The sequence below is a fragment of the Pseudonocardia nigra genome (assembly GCF_019396355.1).
Classification (GTDB): domain Bacteria; phylum Actinomycetota; class Actinomycetes; order Mycobacteriales; family Pseudonocardiaceae; genus Pseudonocardia; species Pseudonocardia nigra.
In genome coordinates, this window is record NZ_JAHKRK010000069.1 from 1 (window position 1) to 19,368 (window position 19,368).

Here is a 19,368-nt window from a genome sequence, read left to right on the forward strand (position 1 = left end):
ACCCGCAGGCCCGCCGGGTCGACCGTGGGCAGCGAGCCCTCGTCGAGCGCGCGGCGGGCGCGCTCGACGCCGTCGCCGCCGAGGAAGGCGCCGTCGATGTCGGCCGTCACGCCGCTGATGTCGTAGGCCGTGCCGTCGCCCGCACGGACGACCGGGGTCTCCGCGCCGACGGGACCGAGCCGCTGGAACCTCATGTGCGCAACCTCACGTCGCAGGGTCGGGATCAGGATCGCGTCCGCTCGAGGCTTCGGCGGCCGCACGTCCGTTGGGGTAGATCAGGATCTTGCTGGAGGGGTCCTCGCCGCGGGCCAGTGCCCCGAAGGAGGCCGGGCCGCCGTCGAGGTCGGCGCGGCCCTCGATGAGCACCGCGAGCGACTCCGGAACGGTGGCGGCCCAGGCGGCGGTGTCGCGGAACTCCGCGGCGCTGTAGCAGAAGCTGCCCACCACCGACCGCTCCTTGGTCGAGATCTCGTACGCGGCCAGCTCGACCGCCGGCGCGCCCATGCCGACGAGCACCACGGTGGCCCCGAGCGGGGCGCAGGCGAACGCCGTGGCCAGCGTCGCGGCGCTGCCGACGGCGTCGACGACCAGTGTGGGCGACTCCCCGTCCAGGGCCGTGGCGACGGCGGCGGGCAGGTCCTGCTCGGTGGTCGGGTCGACGACGGCGACCCCGAGCCGGGCGTTGAGGTCGCGCCGGGCCGGGGCGGGCTCCGAGACCACCACGCGCTCGGCGCCCATACGCAGCGCGGCCAGCGCGCACGCCTGCCCGATCGGCCCGCCGCCGAGCACGAGGACGGTGTCGCCACTTCCGCAGTCGCCGCGGACCAGTGCGTGGTACCCGACGGCCAGCGGCTCCACCAGCGCACCGTGCTCCACCGGCATCCCGTCCGGCAGCCGCACGACGTTCTGCGCCGGCACCGCCATCCGCTCGGCGAACGCCGAGACGAGCTCCGGGGTCACCCCGATGACCTGCTTGTCCGGGCACGCCTGCTCCCGGCCCGCCCGACATTGCCGGCACCGCCCGCACCACAGCACGGGGTTCACCGTCACCGCGTCCCCGACGGCACACGTCCCGGCCGGCACCTGCGCGCCCACCGCGAGCACGCGCCCGACGGTCTCGTGGCCCATCACCTGCCCCGGCCGGCGCCGTCCGTTCTCGCCGGTGAAACCGTGCAGGTCCGACCCGCAGATTCCGGTGGCGACGACCTCGATCAGCACCTCGTCCGGGCGGGGCTCCGGGTCCGGCACCTCGTCTACCGTCAGCTTCCAGAAGTCCGAGAGCACGAGCGCACGCATCGTCGGGCAGCCCCTCCGTCGTCTGATCGTGACCGGCGCGAATATGGAACTCAGTTCCATCGGCCGTGGACTGCCCGAGCATCGGGGACACCCACAGGCGGCGTCAAGCGCTGTGTTCACAGACACGAAGCCGGTATCAGCATGTGAAACCCGGCGGGTGACTCAGCGCGTGGGCCGCCTGCCGCCCCCCTTGCAGCAAAGCCACTTTCCCGCAACGTCATTGCAGGAAAGTGGCTTTGCTGCGATCCGGCGGGCCGCCTGTCGATCTCCGCGACGGACGCCGCGGCTCAGGGCACCGGCAGGACCTGGCGCGGCAGCAGGTCGGCGACGACGGTGCCGTTGCGCGCGTCGCGGGCCTTCCACTCGCGCGGGTAGCCCAGCGACGCCTCCACGAAGCGCACCCCGTCCTCCCAGGTGACCCGCGGGATGTGCAGGTGCCCGTAGACGACGGCGGTGGCGCGGTGGCGCACGTGCCAGTCGGCGGTGCGCTCGGTGCCGCACCACAGGGCGAACTCCGGGTAGCGCAGCACGCGCGTGGGGTGGCGGGTGAGCGGCCAGTGGTTGACCAGCACGGTCGGCAGGTCCGGGTCGCAGGCGGCGAGCCTGCGCTCCGACTCCTCCACCCGCGCCGCGCACCAGGCCGACCGGTCCGGATAGGGGTCGGAGTGGAGCAGGTGCTCGTCGGTGCACACCACCCCGGCCGCGTACGCCGCGGCGACGCCGTCCTCCCGGGTGTGGGTCCCCTCGGGCAGGAACGAGTAGTCGTAGAGCAGGAACAGCGGCGCCACCGTGACCGGTCCGCCGGGGCCGTCCCAGACCGCGAAGGGATCCTCGGGCGTGAGCACGTCCAGCGAGCGGCAGGTCGCCACGAGGTGGCGGTAGCGCTCCTCGCCGCGCAGCTGCACCGGGTCCTTCCCGCGCGTCCACAGCTCGTGGTTGCCGGGCACCCAGATCACCCGTGCGAACCGCTCGCGGAGCAGCCGCAGCGCCCACTCCACGTCGGCGACCTGCTCGGCGACGTCACCCGCGACGATCAGCCAGTCACCGTCGGAGGTCGGCCGCAGCCCGTCGACGATCGCGCGGTTCTCCGGGTAGCGCACGTGCAGATCGCTGACGGCCAGCAGCCGGGGTGAGGTCACCCGGCAGTCGTACCGGAGGGCCGGGCCATCCGCGCGAACGAGTGGCCGAGCACACCTACTCCGCAGTAGCTTCGAGGAAGGTGATCAGGGAGGTGGTGTCGTGAAGGGGACGGCAGAGGTGCGCCGGGCGATGCGATGGGGGGTGCGGCACGGGTTGATCGCGCGCGCCGTGCAGAAGAAGCTGCAGACGGGCGACCTGGGCGTGCGGCTGATGGCCGACCCGGTGGCGATCGCCGACCCGTTCCCGCACTACGACGCGCTGCGTGCGCAGGGGCGGCTCGTCGACAACGGCCTGGTGCTGAACACCGCCCACCACGACCTCGCCACGGCCGTGCTGCGCAGCGCCGATTTCGGGGTGGTCGAGGCCCCGAGCGGTCCCGCGCCCGCGCCGCTGCGGCTCGCGGTCCGCGCCGCCGGTCGCGGCCCCCTGGGGCCGGTCGAGCCGCCGTCGATGCTGGCGGTGGACCCGCCGGACCACACCCGCTACCGCAAGCTCGTGACGCGCGCCTTCAGCGCGCGGGTCGTGGCGGCGCTGCGCTCCCGCACGGAGGAGATCGCCACCGAACTGCTCGACACGATGGCCGCGCGGGCGGGCACCGACGGCGGGCGCGCCGACCTCATCGACGACTACGCGAGCCTCCTGCCCGCCACCGTCATCGCCGAGATGCTCGGGGCGCCGGTGGAGATGCGCCGCCAGTTCCTGGACTGGGGCGCGGGCGCCGCGCTCTCCCTGGACGCCGGCCTGACCTACCGCGACTTCCGCCGCTCCGAGCGCGACCTCGAGTCCCTGCACCGGTGGATGCTCGGCCACTTCGCCCACATCCGCCGCAACCCGGGCGACAACATCCTGTCCGCGCTCGTGCACGCCCACGACGAGGAGGGCAGGCTCACCGAGGACGAACTGTCCAGCATCGCGATGCTGCTGCTCGCGGCCGGGTTCGAGACCACCGTCAACCTCATCGGCAACGGCGCCGCGCTGCTCACCGCACACCCCGAGCAACTGGAGCTGCTGCGGGCCGAGCCGTCGCACTGGCCGGGTGCCGTCGACGAGGTGCTGCGCTACGACTCGCCGGTGCAGCGCACGGGCCGCGTCGCCCAGCGCGACACCGAGGTGGCGGGCGAGCGGGTGCGCCGCGGCCGCGTGGTCGTCACGCTGCTCGGCGGCGCCAACCGCGACCCCGCCGTGTTCACCGACCCGCACCGGTTCGACGTGACCCGCGAGAACGCCGGCTCGCACGTGGCGTTCTCCAGCGGCATCCACTACTGCCTTGGCGCTGGCCTGGCGAAGATGGAGGGCGAGGTGGGGCTGCGGGCGCTGTTCGACCGGTTCCCGGCCCTGACGCCGGCGGCGCCGCCGCACCGGCGTCCGACCCGCGTGCTGCGCGGCTACGACGCGATGCCGGTGCGCCTGTCCCCCGCGACGGTCGACGCCTGACCCCCACCCCCTTTTCCGAACACGCGAGTCGCCCTTTTCCGACACGCGAGTCGCCCGAGAACGACGCGCAAGTCGCCCGGGAAAGACGTGCAAGTCGCCCGTTGTCCGCCGCGGTTCGCGCCCGCTCCGCCCGTGGGGGCGGGATCAGTCGGCGGAACTGGCACGGCCCGACGGGGAACGGGCGACTCACTCGTCGAAACCGCGACTCACCTGGCCGGAACAGGCGACTCGCGGGGTGGAAATCGGCGACTCGCGGGGCGGAAGCGGGCGACTCGCGGGGTGGGGTCAGGGGCGGAGGGGGAGGACGAGGGTTCGCAGGAGGTGTTCCAGGTCCTTCGTCGGGTCGGCCGTCAGGCCCGTGTGCACCGGGCCGGCCTGGACGACCGTGCTCCGGGGGGCCGTGAGGCGGCGGAAGCGGCGGCCCCGGTCCTCCTCCCCCGCCGGTCCGGCGTAGCGGGCCGCCGCCGCGCCGACGTCGTCGCACAGGGCCGTCACGGCGTCGAGGGCACGGGCGATCACGGCGGGGTCGGCGGCGGGGTCGAGCGCGGCGAGGCGGTGCGGGTCGAGGTGCACCCGCGCGCCCAGGTAGTCCAGGGGGCGGCAGTACAGCAGCACGCCCGCGTTGAACGCCTCGCCGCGCTCGATCCGCGGCACCACGCGCAGCAGCGCGTACTCGAACGCGTGCCGCGCGGTCATGAGCCACCTCGCCTGCGGGTGAGCCAGTACGGCGGGTTGGGACCGCGGGTGGGCGGCGGCTCGCCCGAACCCGCGCCGCGTTCCGCGATCGCGGCGCGGACGCCGGGCAGCCAGGCATCGCGCGCGTCGCGCCGCGCCAGCAGCTGCGTGACGTAGGCGGCGCGCACCTCGTCGGGGCCGTCGAAGCCGAGTTCGTCGACGAGCCACCGCTCGGGCACGGCGTCGACGGCCGCCCGCAGCAGGTCGGGGGTGAGCCGGGGCGCGAGCTCGGTGTCGGCCGTGTCGACGTCGGGCGCCGATCCGAGCAGCACGTGCTCGGCGGCCGCGTACGGCCTGCGCACCCAGCCCTCCGCCGACGACCAGGCGTGGTGGAACGTCAGCGTGGCGCCGTGGTCGATGAGGTAGGGCGTGCCGTGCCAGAACAGCATGTTCGCGTTGCGCCACGAGCGGTCGACGTTGCCGACGAGCGCGTCGAACCACACCACGCGGCCGGCGAACCCGGGGTCGAGGGCGAACGCCGCCGGGTCGAGGTCGAGCGCGCCGGGCAGGAAGTCCATGCCGAGGTTGAGCCCGGGGCTCGCGCGCAGCAGCTGCTGGACCTCCTGGTCGGGCTCGGAGGCCCCCAGCGCCGGATCCAGCTCGACGGTGACGAGGTCGGGGACCGGCAGCCCGAGCCCGCGCCAGCTCCCCGCAGACGATCTCCGCGACGAGCACCTTCCGGCCCTGGCCGGCGCCGTGGAACTTGACGACGTAGGTGCCGAGGTCGTCGGCCTCCATCAGCCCGGGCAGCGACCCGCCCTCACGTAGCGGCGTGACGTACCGGAGCGCCGTGACGTGACGCAGCACGCCGCCATCCTCGCACCGGAGGACGGCGGGCTGCCGGGCGGTCGATCATCGGCGGGTCCGGCAGCGCCAGACCCGCCGGGAGACTCACCGCGAGGAGGCAAGCTCCAGCTCGCGCTTGTACTGCTGCTGGCGGATGCGCACGACATGGTCGACGCTGTAGCGCCCGGGGCCGACGGCCGCGAAGGCGATCAGGGCGGCGCCGATCACGCCGACGAGCTCCCAGCCGCCGTTGGAGATGAAGATGCCGTTGGGGATGTGCACGAACACCGCGGCACCAACCATGATCACGAGCATCAGGTAGCTGACCAGCGGTGTGAGCGCGCCCGCGATCAGCAGGACGCTGCCGGCGAACTCGACGACCGTCACGAAGGACGCGGAGACGATCGCGAGCGGGATGCTGAGGGTCTCGAACCCCTCGGTCGTGCGACCGATCCCGTTGATGATCATCTTCTGGTAGCCGTGGGCGAACATCACCACGCCGATGAGGACGCGCGACAGCAACAGGGCCCAGTCACGGGCAGGCACGGGCAGGGGGCGGTTCATGGGGGAGCCTCCGGAACATTCTGTGATCGAACTGCCTCGGTGGGTGATGGGCAGTTAACCCGACGGAGGCGATCGATCACCGGCTGTCAGCCGAACGCGCGGCGGCCGAACGCCTGGACGCGACGAGCAGCGGCCCGCACCGCACGCGAACGTGCAACTGCACGTGCTCTACCGATCGCCCGCTGTCACCGGCCGCTGGGCGTGATCTCGGTCTCGCCGGAGCGCGGCGAACGGCGAAAACCGTCGCTGAACGCGTTCAGCGCTACTCGCCGGCAGCAGAGCGCTGTCCGCGCACCGCTCGCCGGTCGCGCCGCCCTGACCGCCCTGTGCCCGTGATCACCGCGAGAGAGCGGTTGTTGCGGGTCCGGGTGCCGGAACCGTCACCTCACGACGATCACCGGAGGAGTGATCGCCGCGAGATCGCCGCATTCGCACCGTCGAGGACGACAAGCCACGTCACGACGATCAGCGGGCACCGCGCCGGCCGCACCGCCCCGGTGATCAGCTCCTGCATCCCGGTGACCCGCTGGAGGCCGCGATCACGGGCGGAGGGCGGCGGTCCGAGGTCCACCCGCGACCTTCCACCCGTGATCAGCGCCTGCCTGCGGTTCTCGCCGGCCCAGCGCACCGCTCGTCGGTCGCGCCGCACCCCACCGCCCCCGTCGGGGGCGTACGCCATCCCGTGCCGGGTCGCGGCCCGGGCCGCGGCCCGGATACCGTCCGGCGCGCGGAGGACGGCATCGAGGAGGACGCACGCATGGACGGACCGCTCACCCTGGCGATCGACGTCGGCGGGTCGGGTCTGAAGGCCACAGTGCTCTCCCCGGACGGTGAGCTGGTGTCCGAGCGCCACCGCCGCGAGACGCCCTACCCGTGCACGCCGCCGGTGCTCCTCGACGAGCTCGCCGCGCTGGCCGCCACCCAGCCCGCGCACGACCGGGTGTCGGTCGGGTTCCCCGGGGCGATCCGCCGCGGGCGGGTGCGGGAGGTGCCGGCGTTCTCCCGGCGCGGGCCGGGGCTGCCGCCGGACCCCGAGCTCGTCGCCCAGTGGACCGGCTTCGAGCTGGAGACAGCGCTCGCCCAGCGGTTCGGCAAGCCCACCCGGGTGGCCAACGACGCCGACGTGCAGGGCTGCGCCGTCGTCTCGGGCAGCGGGATGGAGCTGGTGATCACGCTCGGCACCGGTGTCGGATGCGCGGTGTTCTTCGACGGCGTGCTGCTGCCGCACATGGAGCTGTCGCACGGCCGGTTCGGCGAGGGCCTTTCGATCGAGGTGGCGTGCGGGGACAACGAGCGCCAGCAGGTCGGCAAGGACGTCTGGCGGGCCAGGGTCATGGACGCGCTGGAGGCGTTCGAGGCGATGGTGCTGCCCGACCACGTCTACATCGGCGGTGGCAACGCCAAGAAGCTCGACGCGGACAGCATCGGCCCCAACCGCACGCTGGTGCCGAACATCTCCGGCCTGCTCGGCGGCATCGCGCTCTGGGACCGGACAGGGGTGGGAACGGACGGGTGACCCCGGGCTCGCCCCGGCGCCCGCCCGACGGTGATCGGGGGCAGGATGGCGGCGTGTCCGCATCCGACATCCCCGCCGACATCACCAGCACGCCCGAGTGGGCCGCCGTCGCCGAGCACCACCGGGCCGTCGCCGACCTGCACCTGCGCGAGCTGTTCGACGACGACCCGGACCGCGCCACCGCGCTGACCGCCACCGGGGCCGACCTCGTCCTCGACTACTCCAAGCACCGCATCACCCGGGACACGCTGCCGCTGCTCGCGGCGCTGGCCCGCCGCGCCGGGCTGCCCGGGCGCACCGAGGCGATGTTCTCCGGCGAGCACATCAACACCAGTGAGGACCGCGCGGTGCTGCACACGGCGCTGCGGCTGCCGCGGGAGGCCACCCTCGAGGTCGACGGGCAGGACGTCGTCGCCGACGTGCACGGCGTGCTGGAGCGCATGGGCGCGTTCAGCGACGCCGTGCGCTCGGGCGAGTGGACCGGCCACACGGGTGAGCGGATCCGCACGGTCGTCAACATCGGCATCGGCGGCTCGGACCTCGGCCCGGTCATGGCGTGCGAGGCACTGCGCGCCTACGCCGACCGCGACATCGCGCTGCGGTTCGTCTCCAACATCGACCCGACCGACGTCGCCGAGGCCACCCGCGACCTCGACCCGGCCACCACGCTGTTCGTCGTCTCCTCCAAGACCTTCACCACGTTGGAGACGCTGACGAACGCCCGCGCCGCCCGCGCCTGGCTGCTCGAGGGCCTCGGCGGGGACGAGAAGGCCGTCGCGAAGCACTTCGTCGCGGTCTCGACGAACGCGAAGGAGGTCGGCGCGTTCGGGATCGACGAGGCCAACATGTTCGGCTTCTGGGACTGGGTCGGCGGCCGCTACTCCCTCGACTCCGCGATCGGGCTGTCGCTGATGGTGGCCATCGGCAAGGAGCGGTTCGGTGAGTTCCTCGCGGGCATGCACGCGATGGACGAGCACTTCCGCACGGCGCCGCTCGAGGAGAACCTGCCGGTCGTCGCGGGGCTGCTGAACGTCTGGTACACGAACTTCTTCGGCACCGAGACCCACGCGGTGCTCCCCTACAGCCAGTACCTGCACCGGCTGCCCGCCTACCTGCAGCAGCTGACGATGGAGAGCAACGGGAAGTCGGTGCGCGGCGACGGCACCCCCGTGTCCACGGTGACCGGCGAGATCTTCTGGGGCGAGCCGGGCACCAACGGCCAGCACGCGTTCTACCAGCTGCTGCACCAGGGCACGCGGCTCGTCCCCGCCGACTTCATCGGGTTCGCGGAGCCGAACCACGAGATCGCGGTGGACGAGCGGACCGACATGCACGACCTGTTCATGGCGAACCTGTTCGCCCAGACCTCGGCGCTGGCGTTCGGCAAGACTGCCGAGGAGATCGCCGCGGAGGGCACGCCCGCCGACATCGTGCCGCACAAGGTGATGCCCGGGAACCGGCCGTCGTCGACGATCCTGGCCCGCAAGCTCACACCGTCGGTGCTCGGCCAGCTCATCGCGTTCTACGAACACGTCACGTTCGTGGAGGGCACGATCTGGGGCGTCGACTCGTTCGACCAATGGGGCGTGGAGCTGGGCAAGGTGCTGGCCAAGCAGCTCGGCCCGGTGCTCACCGATCCCGCGGCGGACACGAGCGGGCTCGACGGCTCCACCGCGGCGCTGGTGCGCCGGTACCGGGAGTGGCGCGGCCGCGCGGTCTGACGCGCGCCGCCGGTACGACGAGGAGGACGATTATCGAGCAGCGCGACGAGCTGCCCGCCGGGCTCACCGAGCACCTGGCACACCCGGAGCCGCGGCCGCTGGTCGGAGCGGTCGTCGCCGTCCTGCTCGGGTTGGGGGCCCTGGCCGGGCTGTACGCCGCGTTCACCGGCGTCGGCCCGGCCCGGCTCGACACGGCGGTGCTGAGCGAGTCGGTCGAGGCCCGCTCCGGCGAGCTCACCACCCTGGCCGTGCTGATCACCGAGGTCGGCAACACGGCGGCGATGGCGGTACTCGCCGGCGTCGTCGGGATCTGGTCGTGGGTCCGGGACCGCCGCTCCGACGCCGTGTTCGTCGTCGCCGCGATGACGGGCGCCGCCGCCGTGTTCCGCAGCCTGAAGGTCCTGCTCGACCGGGAACGCCCGCCCGCGCTCGCCCGCGCGGTCGCGGAGAACAACGAGTCGCTGCCGTCCGGGCACGCCACGATGTCGATCGTCGTGATCGGGTCGCTCGTCGTGCTCGCGTGGGCCCGGCTGGGCGCCACCGCCCGCCTGGCGGCACTGGGTGCGGCCGCGCTGTGGGTCGGCGCCGTCGGCTTCACCCGGCTCTACCTGGGCGTCCACTGGTTCAGCGACGTCCTCGCCGGCTGGCTGGTCGGAGGAGCATGGCTCGCGGTCTGCGTGGCGCTGTGGAGCTGGTTGCGGAGACGACAGCTCACACAGCAGGCGGCCTGACGCGGCGGCCCAACTTGTGACAGCAAGGTGACGATACTGCCACTGGACGGCAGTATGGCCACCTTGCCGGCGTTTCCCGCCGGCCCCCTACCCCTGTTCTGCCGAGCACCACCACGTCGACCGGCCGCCCACCGTGCCGTGCGCCATCGGCGCTCCGCACCGCGGGCAGGCCGCGTCGGCGTGCCGGAACGGGATCACCTCACCGGTGTGCACGCCACCGTTCGCGATCGCGGCCCGCAGCGCGCGGCGCAGGGCACGGTGGAGCCGGTCGAGCGTGGCCGCGTCCAGCTCGTCGGAGCGCGCGGACGGCGCCACCGCCGCCTGCCAGAGGATCTCGTCGGCGAGGAGGTTGCCCACCCCGGCCAGCACCGACTGGTCGAGCAACCGGGCCTTGACCGGCGCCTTTCCGCGGCCGATGCGGGTGCGGAACTCCGCGCGGGAGACCTCCTCGGCGTCCGGGCCGAGGGCGTCGACCTCGGGTTCGAGGCGGACCCGGCCCAGGCGCCGCTTGTCGAACAGCCGCAGCTGCCCGCCGTCGGCGAAGCGAAGCGTGAACCGGTCCCACTCGGGCTTGCGCGGGCCGCGGTCCGGGCGGTCCGGCTCGCCGCCCGCGCGTACCCCGTCGGCGTCGGTGAGCACCAGCCGGCCGCCCATGCCCAGGTGGATGCCCAACCGCGGGCCGGGTTCCCCGTCCCGAGCGGTCTCGCACCACATCGTCTTGCCGCGCCGGTGCGCCGCGGTCAGCCGCGCACCGACGAGCGCCCGCGCGATGTCGCCCGGGCGGTGCGGGCGGCACACCCAGTCGTCGCCGTCGTCGACCGCGGCGATCTCGCGGTCCAGCGCTCCCTCCAGAACCTTCCGGGCACTCTCCACCTCGGGCAGCTCGGGCACGTGCCCAGTCTCGCGCGGCACCTTCCGGGCCGCCGGGCCCCCCGGCACATCGGCTCAGCGCGGTTCTCGCCGGCCGGGTCGCAATCTGCTGGTGGCGGGTCCGTCCCGCGTCCGGTCCAGCCAGCTCATGATGGGGGTGGCCGCCACCCCGTGCGCCACCACCGAGACCACCACGACGAACCCCGCCGTCGCCCACACCTGCTCCGCGCCCACGAAGTCGGCCTCCGCGGTGGCGTACGCGAGGTAGTAGAACGACCCGATCCCGCGGATGCCGAAGGCGGCGATGGCCACCTTCTCCCGGGCCGTCCCGGGGGCGCCCCACAGCGACAGCCGGGCGGTCACCGGCCGCACCAGCAGCACGACGGCCAGCCCCAGCGCCACCATCGGCCAGCCCAGCGGCCACAGCAGCCCGCGGACGACGGCGCCGCCGAACAGCACCAGCAGCAGCACCGTGATCAGCCGCTCGATCTGCTCGACGAAGTCGTGCAGCACCTCGTGGTAGGAGTGCGACTTCTCCGACGCCCGGATCGAGCGGGCGCAGACGAACACCGCGAGGAAGCCGTACCCGCCCGCCACCTCGGTGAGCCCGTAGGCCAGGAACGTGGCGGCCAGCGCGACGAACCCCTCGGCCTGCGTCGCCAGCCGCAGCACCTCCATCCGGGTGCGGAAGAACAGCGCCCCGAGCAGCCGCCCGACGAGCACGCCGCCGAGCACCCCGACCGCGAGCTTGAACAGCACGTCCTCGAGCACCCACCCGGCCAGCCAGCCGCGGGGGTCGGCCCCCAGCGTCGCCATCGCGATCGCGGCGTAGACGAACGGGAAGGCCAGCCCGTCGTTCAGGCCTGCCTCCGACGTCAGCGCGAACCGGACCTCGTCCTCCTCGTCGGCCGCCCCGCCGGGCTGCCCTACCTGCACGTCCGAGGCGAGGACCGGATCGGTCGGGGCCAGCGCCGACCCGAGCAGCATCGCGGCGGCCGGCGCCAGCCCCACCCACCACCAGCCCAGGAACGCCGTCGCAGCGATCGTGACCGGCATCGCGATCGCGAGCAGCCGCCACGTCGACGACCAGGAGCGCCACCCCGTTGGCCGGTCCAACTTCAGGCCCGCACCCATCAGCGCGACGATCAACCCGATCTCGGTGATCCGCTCGGTGAGATCGGGGTAGCGCAACGGGTCAGGGGCGGGCAGGTCCGGCACGAGCACGAACACGACCATGCCGAGGGCGAGGAACACGATCGGCAGGGACAGCGGGCGGTTCGCCAGCAGCCGCGGCAGCAGGCCCGCGAGCAGGGCACCCACCCCGATCAGGGCGTAGGTCAGGTCGAGCAGGTCCACGGCGTCCGTTCACGTCGGCGACAGTCGGGATCCGGATGCCCCGATGCGACCGGACGAACCCTGGACGGGGCGGGCGCCACCGCTCGCCCGGTCGGAGCGTAGGCGCTGCGCCAGCATCGCCAGCGCGCGGATGCTGCACGGCGCCCCGACGGTCCGGCGCGACCCGGGCGTGGTGCAGCCGGGGCAGTGCCCCTGGTTCGGGCCGTCGGACGCCGGGTGCTCGGCGAGCAGGCGGCGGGTGAGCACCGGCATGTCCGCGAGTGCGCGGGCCAGTGACTCGAACTGCTCGGCGGCCGTGGGCGCGCGGTTCGGCATGGTGCCGCTCCTGATCGTGGTGATTCAGGGCCGCTGGGCGGCCCACCCCTCGATGGAGGCAGCATGAGAATAACGCGACCGATGCGATCGATGCGATAGAGGCGACAGTCAGGCCCGATCGGCGGCGCGTTCGATCTAGCGTGCGAGCGTGTCCGACGACGCCGAGGAGCTGATCACCTCCGGCGAGGTGGCGCGCCGCCTCGGCGTCACGCCGCGCGCAGTGAGCCGCTGGGTGGCGCGCGGCCTGATCAGGCCCGCCGTGACCACTCCCGGCGGGCGCTACCGCTTCCGCTGGTCCGAGGTCACCGCGCAGCTCCGCGAGCAACAGGCCACCGAGGAGTAGCGGCTACGCGGAACACCCGCCCGCCGGGCCGTGTTGGCCAATCCCGTGGGGAACCGAACCAAGGTGCGCGCACCCGAGCTGCGCGGGCGCCGCTGGCTGAACACGGGCGGCACGGAGCTCTCGCTCGCCGAGCTCCGCGGCAAGATCGTGCTGCTCGACTTCTGGACGTTCTGCTGCGTCAACTGCCTGCACGTCCTGGACGAGCTGCGCGAGCTGGAGAAGCGCTACGCCGACGTGCTGGTGACGGTGGGCGTGCACTCGCCGAAGTTCGTGCACGAGGCCGACCCGGACGCCGTGGAGGCGGCGGTCGAGCGTTACGGCGTGCACCACCCGGTGCTCGACGACCCCGAGCTGACGACGTGGGACGCCTACGCGGCGCGGGCCTGGCCGACGCTCGTGGTCGTCGACCCGAACGGCTACGTCGTGGCGCAGATGGCGGGCGAGGGGCACGCGCACGGGCTGTCGGTGCTGGTCGAGGAGCTGATCGCCGAGCACGCGGCGGCGGGCACCCTGCACCGCGGCGACGGGCCGTACGTGCCGCCGCCCGCGCCCGACACGGCGCTCCGGTTCCCCGGCAAGGTCATCTCCCTGCCGTCGGGCACGTTCCTCGCGTCCGACACCGCGCACCACCAGCTCGTCGAGCTGGAGGCCGACCTGGTCGCCAAGCGGCGCCGGATCGGTTCCGGCGAGCGCGGGCTGGTCGACGGGACGGTGGCGCGGTTCGCGGAACCGCAAGGGCTGGTGCTGCTGCCCGCGCCCGTCGCCGAGCACGTGGGCTACGACGTCGTGGTGGCCGACAGCGTCAACCACGCGCTGCGCGGGGTCCGGCTGGCCGACGGTGCGGTGTCCACGCTCGCCGGCACCGGTGAGCAGCTGCGCACCCGGGTGGACGTGGGCGACGGCGCGGCCGAGCTGTCGACGCCGTGGGACGTGGCGTGGTGGGACGACCGGGTGGTCGTCGCGATGGCGGGCAACCACCAGCTCTGGTCGTTCGACCCGCTCACGGGCGCCACGGCGGTCCTGGCGGGAACCACCAACGAGGGCCTGCGCGACGGGGCGCCCGGGGAGGCGTTCTTCGCCCAGCCGTCGGGGCTCGCGGTGTCGCCGGACGGGACGCTGTGGGTCGCCGACTCCGAGACCTCCGCGGTGCGCGCGGTCGCCGCGGCGCCCGCCGTGGGCGCCGATGTCGCCACGGCGGTCGGGCAGGGCCTGTTCGACTTCGGGTTCCGCGACGGGCCGGCGGAGGAGGCGCTGCTGCAGCACCCGCTGGCTGTGGCGGTGCTGCCGGACGGCTCGGTCGCCGTGGCCGACACCTACAACGGCGCCGTCCGCCGCTACGACCCCGCCACACGCACGGTGGGCACCCTCGCGCGGGACCTGCGCGAACCGAGCGACGTGCTCGTCGACGGCGACGACCTGATCGTCGTCGAGTCCGCGGCGCACCGGCTCGTGCGGGTGCCGATTCCCGCGAGCACCCGGGTGGACGGGGCGGCGCACCGGGTCCGCCGGGCCCGCACCGACCTCGCGCCGGGGGAGCTGGCGCTGCGCATCGGGTTCACGCCACCCACCGGGCAGCACCTGGACCGCCGCTTCGGCGACCCGACGTCGCTCACGGTGGCCGCGTCGCCGCCGGAGCTGCTCGCCGAGGGCGCGGGCACGTCCCCGGGCCTGGAGCGGACGCTCCGGTTCGCCCCGGACGGGCCGGCCGAGGGCGTGCTGCAGGTGAGCGTCGCGGCGGCGGCGTGCGACGAGGGCGACGGCGTTTTTGCCGCGTGCCACCGCTACCAGCAGGACTGGGGCATCCCGGTGCGGCTGACCGCGGGCGCGCCCGACGAGCTGGCGCTCGACCTCCGGGCCGTCTGAGTTACCCGCGCTGCGCCTCCAGCGCAGCTGCGGCCGACTCGGGCTCCGGCGGCTGCGGGTCGTCGGGATGCGGCAGCGTGTCGGGCACCGGTGCGGGCGGGGCGGCGAACGTCTCGGCTCCCAGCGGCGCGGGAGCCGGCGCGGGCGCGGGTGGCACGAGGTCGGGATCGCCCGCGGCACCGGCCGGCCGCGTCGCGCCGAGGTAATCGTCGCCCGGCCAGCGGTAGTAGGCGACCCCGACCGGGCTGCCCGGCCGGGACGCCGTCACCATGCGCCCGTCGCCCAGGTAGAGCCCGACGTGGTGCACGCGCCGCGGCGTCCCGTAGAACACCAGGTCGCCGGGGCGCAGCGGCGCGCCGGGCGCGACCCGAGGTCCCGCGTGGTACTGGGCGTGCGACGTGCGCGGCAGCGCGATGCCGGCGACGCCGTAGGCGTAGCGGGTGAGGCCGGAGCAGTCGAAGCCCGCCTTCCCCGCCGCCGGGCCGTCGCCGCCCCACACGTAGGGCAGCCCGACCTGCGCCATGGCCGCGGCGATGGCGACGGCCGCGGGGTCGTCGCTGTGGAGTGCCGCCGGGCGCGCCGCGGCGGTCCCGAGCACGCAGGCCACCAGCACCGCGGCGACGAGCGCCGGGGCGTGCCTGCAGCGTCCGGGCACCGTGACCTCCCCTGCGGCGGTTGCAGAGGACGTTCCCGGGGGGCGGGCCGGTCATCCGTCCCGGACGGGCGGCTCAGGCCCCCAACCAGGTGAGGACGGCGATCACGCGCCGGTGGTCGTCGCCCGATGGCGGCAGGCCGAGCTTGGTGAAGATCGACGAGATGTGCTTCTCGACGGCGCCCTGGCTGATCACCAGCTTGCGGCCGATCGCGGTGTTGGTGCGGCCCTCGGCCATCAGCCCGAGCACCTCGCGCTCCCGCGGCGAGAGCTCGCCGAGCGGGTCGCGGCGGCGGCGGTGGGCGAACAGGGCCGAGACGACCTCCGGGTCGAGCACCGTGCCCCCGGCGACCACCCGCTCCAGCGCGTCGGACAGGTCGGCGAGCTTGGAGACGCGGTCCTTGAGCAGGTAGCCGACGCCCCCGCCTGCGGCCAGCAGGTCGGAGGCGTAGGACTCCTCGACGTACTGCGACAGCACGAGGATCGCGGTGGAGGGGACCTTGCTGCGCACCTCGAGCGCCGCGCGGAGCCCCTCGTCGGTGAACGACGGCGGCATCCGCACGTCGACGACGGCGACGTCCGGCCGGTGCTCGACGACGGCGTCGACCAGGCCGGTGCCGTCGCCGACGGCGGCGACGACGCTCGCTCCCGCCTCGTCGAGCAGCCGGATCAGGCCTTCGCGCAGGAGCAGGGAGTCTTCGGCCAGGACGACACGCACGGAGGCAACGCTAGCGCCCCTCCCCCAGCCCGGCGATCGGGATCTCCGCGGTGAGGATCGTGGGGCCGCCGACCGGGCTCACGACGTCGAGCGCGCCCTCGATCGTGGCGAGCCGGTCGGCGAGCCCGGCGAGCCCGTGGCCCTTGCCGAGGTGCGCGCCGCCGCGGCCGTCGTCGCGCACCTGGACGAGCACGCGCTCGGCGTCGGCGCTGACGAGCACGGTGACCAGCGAGGCGTGGGCGTGCTTGGCGACGTTGGTGAGGGCCTCGGTGACGACGAAGTAGGCGGTGTTCTCGACCGCGGTGGCGAGCCGGCGGCCCTCCGGGAGCGCGACGTCGAGGGACACCTCCACCGGGCAGCGGGCCGCGGCGGCGGCGAGCGCCGGGCCGAGCCCGCGGTCGGCGAGGATCGGCGGCGCGATGCCCCGGGACAGGGCGCGCAGCTCGGTGAGCGCCTCCCGGCTCTGTTCGAGGGCCTCGGCGACGAGCGGACGGGCGCGCTCGGGGTCGTCGTCGAGGCGGCGGGCGACGGCCTCGAGGTCCATGTTCAGCCGGACGAGGCGCTGCTGCGGGCCGTCGTGGATGTCGCGTTCGAGGCGCCGCAGCGTCTGTGCCTCGGCCTGGACCGCGGCCCGCCTGCTCGACTCGAGCTGCGTGGCGCGGGCCCGCAGCGCCGCGGTCTGGTTGGTGAGCAGGCCCCGCGCCAGCGCGGCGCGCAGCGCCACCAGGCCTCGGACGACCAGCGGCGACGTCAGCACCAGGACCAGCCCGAGCACGGTGTCCAGCAGCGTGTCGGCGAAGCGGTTCTGGACGCCGGTGATCAACCAGATCAGCCCGTAGTCGTCGTCGGGCAGCGACCACTGCCAGGCGAAGGACAGCGTCGCGCCCACCCCGCCGACCGTCCAGACCAGCGCGATGCAGAAGGTGAAGATGCGCAGCGGGAACGACACCACGCCGTGCAGGAGGTCGCGCCACGACTGCGGCTCGCCCAGGGCGCTGAGCAGCCGGGAGACACCGGTGCCCTTCGACGGGCGGTAGTGGTGGGGCGGCAGCGGGGTGCCGGTGGCCCATTCGACCGAGCGGCGCTCGATGTCGGCGATGCGGCGGCAGGCCTCGAGCGTGACGACGAGGATCGGCAGGCCGAGCCAGACGATGAGCGTGCTGACCCCCGCGGCGAAGCCGGCGACGGCCACCACGAACGCGAGGATCGCGATCGGGAGATCGCGGACGAGGAAGCCGAGCCCTCGCCAGAAGCGTGCCGAGCCGACGGTGGGGGCGGCGGCCGGCGGCGCGGGACGGGCAGCTGCGGTGTCGGTCATGGCACTCACCCTCGTCCCCCGTCGAGCCCGGCCCCAGCCGGTGCGCCTCCCCGACAGGGGTAGGGCGAACCCGAACTCTACCCTCGGATCATGGGCGAGGACCTCTGGCGATCCGTCGACGACTACTTCACCGGCCTGCTGCTGGGCCCCGACCCGGTGCTGGACGCGGCGCTGGAGGCGAACGCCGTCGCCGGGCTCCCGGCCATCGACGTCTCCCCCGCGCAGGGCAAGCTCCTGCACCTGCTCGCCCGGTCCGTCGGGGCGCGCCGGATCCTGGAGGTCGGCACGCTCGGGGGCTACTCGACGATCTGGCTGGCCCGGGCCCTGCCCGCCGACGGGCAGATGATCACCTGCGAGCGCGAGCCGCGGCACGCCGAGGTCGCCGCCGCCAACATCGCCCGCGCCGGGCTGAACGGCGTCGTCGACATCCGGGTCGGGCCCGCCCTCGACACGCTCCCCGCCCTCGAGGGCCCGTTCGACCTCGCGTTCATCGACGCCGACAAGGCCTCCAACGCCGAGTACTTCGCGCACGCGCTGCGGATGTCCCGGCCGGGCAGCCTCATCGTCGTCGACAACGTGGTGCGGGGCGGGCGGATCGTCGACGCCGACAACCACGACCCCGACGTGGTCGGCACCCGCCGCTTCGCCGAGGTGCTCGGGCGGGAGGACCGCGTCGAGGCGACGGCGATCCAGACCGTCGGGGCGAAGGGCCACGACGGGTTCGCGCTCGCGGTGGTGCGATAGGTCCTCGCGGTTGCGCGCACCCGCGTGCAGTCGGCCACACCCCCTTCCGCGCGCTCTACCGGGCGCTAGCGTGCCGCGGACGGGGAACGGACGACGGGAGATCAACGTGGAACCCTCCGACCTGGCCGACATCCTGTCCGCGGTGCGGTCGTTCATCCGCAGCGACGTGGTGCCGCTGGAGGAGCGGATCGACGCCGAGGACGCGATCCCCGAGGAGATCGTCGCCGCCTGCAAGGACATGGGCCTCTACGGCTTCGCGATCCCCGAGCAGTACGGCGGGCTGGGCATGAACCTCACCGAGGAGGCCCAGCTGGCGTTCGAGCTCGGGTGGACCACCCCGGCGCTGCGCTCGCTGTTCGGCACGAACAACGGCATCGCCGGTCAGGTGCTGCTGGTCGGCGGCACCGAGGAGCAGAAGCGGTCGTGGCTGCCCCGGCTGGCCTCCGGCGAGGTGACGGCGTCGTTCGGGCTCACCGAGGCCGACGCGGGCTCCGACCCGTCGGGCCTGGCCACCACCGCGCGCCGCGACGGCTCCGACTGGGTGCTCAACGGCTCCAAGCGCTACATCACCAACTCTCCGGTCGCCGACGTGATCATGGTGTTCGCCCGCACCAACCGCGACGCCGTCGGCAACCGCGGGATCTCCACGTTCCTCGTGCCGGCCGGCACGCCCGGGCTCACGATCGGGCCCAAGGACCACAAGATGGGCCAGTTCGGCGCGTGGACGGCCGACGTCTACCTCGACGACGTGCGCGTCCCCGCCGACGCGCTCGTGGGCGGCGAGAACGGCGTCGACCAGGGGTTCGTCACCGCCGCCAAATGCCTCGCCCACGGCCGCGCCCACATCGCCGCCCTGTGCGTCGGGATGGCGGGGCGCCTGGTGCACGAGTCGGTGGAGTTCGCGAAGACCCGCGAGCAGGGCGGGCGCCCGATCGCGTCGTTCCAGCTGGTGCAGGGCCTGATCGCCGACTCGGTCACCGACCACTACGCCGGCCGCGCCCTCGTCCTCGACGTGGCGCGCGCCTACGACGCCGGCACCGACAAGGTGCAGGGCCCGTCGGCGGCCAAGTACTTCGCCAGCGAGATGGTGGGCCGCGTCGCCGACCGGGCGGTGCAGGTGCACGGCGGCGCCGGCTACATCCGCGGCGTGGCGGTGGAGCGGTTCTACCGGGACGCCCGGCTGTTCCGGATCTACGAGGGCACGTCCCAGATCCAGCAAGTGATCATCGCGCGGCAGGCGCTGGGGAAGGCGGCCCGCGCGTGACG

The 19,368-nt window shown here is 74.0% G+C and carries 20 protein-coding genes and 1 pseudogene; 8 read left to right on the plus strand and 13 right to left on the minus strand.

Annotated features, from left to right (window positions below; all coding sequences use genetic code 11):
* The 3 genes and pseudogenes from KME75_RS18550 to KME75_RS18560 form a co-directional block, all read right to left on the minus strand.
* Positions 1 to 194: pseudogene (locus tag KME75_RS18550) on the minus strand (fumarylacetoacetate hydrolase family protein); the annotation flags it as partial.
* Between the two features lie 10 nt (positions 195 to 204).
* On the minus strand, positions 205 to 1,296 hold the full coding sequence (locus KME75_RS18555; RefSeq protein ID WP_219416106.1) for a zinc-dependent alcohol dehydrogenase: 1,092 nt from the start codon (positions 1,294 to 1,296) through the stop codon (positions 205 to 207).
* Positions 1,297 to 1,583: 287 nt separating this feature from the next.
* Positions 1,584 to 2,435 (minus strand): metallophosphoesterase family protein, encoded by an 852-nt coding sequence (locus KME75_RS18560; RefSeq protein WP_219416107.1) that lies wholly within the window; start codon positions 2,433 to 2,435, stop codon positions 1,584 to 1,586.
* 100 nt (positions 2,436 to 2,535) lie between these two features.
* Between KME75_RS18560 and KME75_RS18565 the strand changes: the two genes are divergently transcribed.
* On the plus strand, positions 2,536 to 3,870 hold the full coding sequence (locus tag KME75_RS18565) for a cytochrome P450 (protein WP_308282881.1): 1,335 nt from the start codon (positions 2,536 to 2,538) through the stop codon (positions 3,868 to 3,870).
* A 285-nt stretch (positions 3,871 to 4,155) separates the two neighbouring features.
* Here KME75_RS18565 and KME75_RS18570 read toward each other — a convergent pair whose 3' ends face one another.
* The 4 genes from KME75_RS18570 to KME75_RS18585 all read right to left on the minus strand — a co-directional run bounded on the left by KME75_RS18570 (position 4,156) and on the right by KME75_RS18585 (position 6,634).
* A complete protein-coding gene (locus KME75_RS18570) occupies positions 4,156 to 4,566 on the minus strand; it encodes a DUF3037 domain-containing protein (protein WP_219416108.1) in 411 nt (136 codons plus the stop codon).
* Entirely contained in the window at positions 4,563 to 5,234 is a 672-nt protein-coding gene (locus KME75_RS18575; RefSeq protein WP_308282886.1) for an aminotransferase class I and II, read from the minus strand. The genes KME75_RS18570 and KME75_RS18575 overlap by 4 nt, the downstream gene beginning before the upstream one ends.
* Positions 5,235 to 5,496: 262 nt before the next feature.
* Positions 5,497 to 5,955 carry a DoxX family protein gene (locus KME75_RS18580; protein WP_219416110.1) on the minus strand — a complete coding sequence of 153 codons (459 nt, stop codon included), beginning with the start codon at positions 5,953 to 5,955 and terminating at the stop codon, positions 5,497 to 5,499.
* 394 nt (positions 5,956 to 6,349) lie between these two features.
* Positions 6,350 to 6,634, minus strand: a complete 285-nt coding sequence (locus KME75_RS18585) for a hypothetical protein (RefSeq protein WP_219416111.1) — start codon at positions 6,632 to 6,634, stop codon at positions 6,350 to 6,352.
* A gap of 78 nt (positions 6,635 to 6,712) precedes the next feature.
* Between KME75_RS18585 and KME75_RS18590 the strand changes: the two genes are divergently transcribed.
* Genes KME75_RS18590 through KME75_RS46000 form a run of 3 tightly spaced genes read left to right on the plus strand, consistent with a single transcriptional unit; the run spans position 6,713 to position 9,923 of the window.
* Positions 6,713 to 7,471 carry an ROK family protein gene (locus tag KME75_RS18590; protein WP_219416112.1) on the plus strand — a complete coding sequence of 253 codons (759 nt, stop codon included), beginning with the start codon at positions 6,713 to 6,715 and terminating at the stop codon, positions 7,469 to 7,471.
* Positions 7,472 to 7,524: 53 nt separating this feature from the next.
* Positions 7,525 to 9,192: a glucose-6-phosphate isomerase gene (gene pgi, locus KME75_RS18595; RefSeq protein ID WP_219416113.1), complete on the plus strand. Its 1,668-nt coding sequence runs from the start codon at positions 7,525 to 7,527 to the stop codon at positions 9,190 to 9,192.
* Positions 9,171 to 9,923 carry a phosphatase PAP2 family protein gene (locus KME75_RS46000; protein ID WP_219416114.1) on the plus strand — a complete coding sequence of 251 codons (753 nt, stop codon included), beginning with the start codon at positions 9,171 to 9,173 and terminating at the stop codon, positions 9,921 to 9,923. Before pgi ends, KME75_RS46000 begins: the two co-directional genes overlap by 22 nt.
* An 87-nt stretch (positions 9,924 to 10,010) precedes the next feature.
* On the opposite strand, the gene KME75_RS18605 is transcribed toward KME75_RS46000, so the two are convergent.
* From KME75_RS18605 to KME75_RS18615, 3 genes are read right to left on the minus strand one after another with little or no spacing between them, the layout of a single operon-like run.
* Positions 10,011 to 10,814 (minus strand): DNA-formamidopyrimidine glycosylase family protein, encoded by an 804-nt coding sequence (locus KME75_RS18605; protein WP_219416115.1) that lies wholly within the window; start codon positions 10,812 to 10,814, stop codon positions 10,011 to 10,013.
* A gap of 54 nt (positions 10,815 to 10,868) precedes the next feature.
* On the minus strand, positions 10,869 to 12,149 hold the full coding sequence (locus tag KME75_RS18610; protein ID WP_219416116.1) for a cation:proton antiporter: 1,281 nt from the start codon (positions 12,147 to 12,149) through the stop codon (positions 10,869 to 10,871).
* Positions 12,150 to 12,158: 9 nt separating this feature from the next.
* On the minus strand, positions 12,159 to 12,464 hold the full coding sequence (locus KME75_RS18615; RefSeq protein WP_219416117.1) for a hypothetical protein: 306 nt from the start codon (positions 12,462 to 12,464) through the stop codon (positions 12,159 to 12,161).
* Positions 12,465 to 12,612: 148 nt separating this feature from the next.
* Here KME75_RS18615 and KME75_RS18620 point away from each other — a divergent pair, with 148 nt between their 5' ends.
* Both KME75_RS18620 and KME75_RS18625 read left to right on the plus strand, forming a co-directional pair.
* The gene (locus KME75_RS18620; protein WP_219416118.1) at positions 12,613 to 12,807 is read left to right on the plus strand and encodes a MerR family DNA-binding transcriptional regulator; all 195 of its coding nucleotides are present in this window, start codon (positions 12,613 to 12,615) and stop codon (positions 12,805 to 12,807) included.
* A gap of 63 nt (positions 12,808 to 12,870) precedes the next feature.
* Positions 12,871 to 14,670, plus strand: coding sequence for an NHL domain-containing thioredoxin family protein (locus KME75_RS18625; protein WP_219416119.1), 1,800 nt, complete (start codon positions 12,871 to 12,873; stop codon positions 14,668 to 14,670).
* Position 14,671: 1 nt separating this feature from the next.
* On the opposite strand, the gene KME75_RS46005 is transcribed toward KME75_RS18625, so the two are convergent.
* The 3 genes from KME75_RS46005 to KME75_RS18640 all read right to left on the minus strand — a co-directional run bounded on the left by KME75_RS46005 (position 14,672) and on the right by KME75_RS18640 (position 17,358).
* Positions 14,672 to 15,325 (minus strand): C40 family peptidase, encoded by a 654-nt coding sequence (locus KME75_RS46005; protein WP_308282883.1) that lies wholly within the window; start codon positions 15,323 to 15,325, stop codon positions 14,672 to 14,674.
* Positions 15,326 to 15,398: 73 nt separating this feature from the next.
* Positions 15,399 to 16,040: a response regulator transcription factor gene (locus KME75_RS18635; protein ID WP_219416120.1), complete on the minus strand. Its 642-nt coding sequence runs from the start codon at positions 16,038 to 16,040 to the stop codon at positions 15,399 to 15,401.
* 10 nt (positions 16,041 to 16,050) lie between these two features.
* Positions 16,051 to 17,358, minus strand: a complete 1,308-nt coding sequence (locus KME75_RS18640; RefSeq protein WP_219416121.1) for a sensor histidine kinase — start codon at positions 17,356 to 17,358, stop codon at positions 16,051 to 16,053.
* Positions 17,359 to 17,448: 90 nt separating this feature from the next.
* On the opposite strand from KME75_RS18640, the gene KME75_RS18645 reads away from it, so the two are divergent.
* A complete protein-coding gene (locus KME75_RS18645; RefSeq protein ID WP_219416122.1) occupies positions 17,449 to 18,102 on the plus strand; it encodes an O-methyltransferase in 654 nt (217 codons plus the stop codon).
* A gap of 106 nt (positions 18,103 to 18,208) precedes the next feature.
* The gene (locus KME75_RS18650) at positions 18,209 to 19,366 is read left to right on the plus strand and encodes an acyl-CoA dehydrogenase family protein (protein WP_219416123.1); all 1,158 of its coding nucleotides are present in this window, start codon (positions 18,209 to 18,211) and stop codon (positions 19,364 to 19,366) included.
* Positions 19,367 to 19,368 lie beyond the last annotated feature (2 nt).

Bases quoted from the DNA above. Each gene is read 5' to 3' on its own strand.
- KME75_RS18645 (WP_219416122.1), top strand. From the start codon at position 17,449: ATGGGCGAGGACCTCTGGCGATCCGTCGACGACTACTTCACCGGCCTG.
- KME75_RS18590 (WP_219416112.1), top strand. From the start codon at position 6,713: ATGGACGGACCGCTCACCCTGGCGATCGACGTCGGCGGGTCGGGTCTG.
- KME75_RS18580 (WP_219416110.1), bottom strand. From the start codon at position 5,955: ATGAACCGCCCCCTGCCCGTGCCTGCCCGTGACTGGGCCCTGTTGCTG.
- KME75_RS18555 (WP_219416106.1), bottom strand. From the start codon at position 1,296: ATGCGTGCGCTCGTGCTCTCGGACTTCTGGAAGCTGACGGTAGACGAG.
- KME75_RS18615 (WP_219416117.1), bottom strand. From the start codon at position 12,464: ATGCCGAACCGCGCGCCCACGGCCGCCGAGCAGTTCGAGTCACTGGCC.
- KME75_RS18640 (WP_219416121.1), bottom strand. From the start codon at position 17,358: ATGACCGACACCGCAGCTGCCCGTCCCGCGCCGCCGGCCGCCGCCCCC.
- KME75_RS18585 (WP_219416111.1), bottom strand. From the start codon at position 6,634: ATGGCGTACGCCCCCGACGGGGGCGGTGGGGTGCGGCGCGACCGACGA.
- KME75_RS18570 (WP_219416108.1), bottom strand. From the start codon at position 4,566: ATGACCGCGCGGCACGCGTTCGAGTACGCGCTGCTGCGCGTGGTGCCG.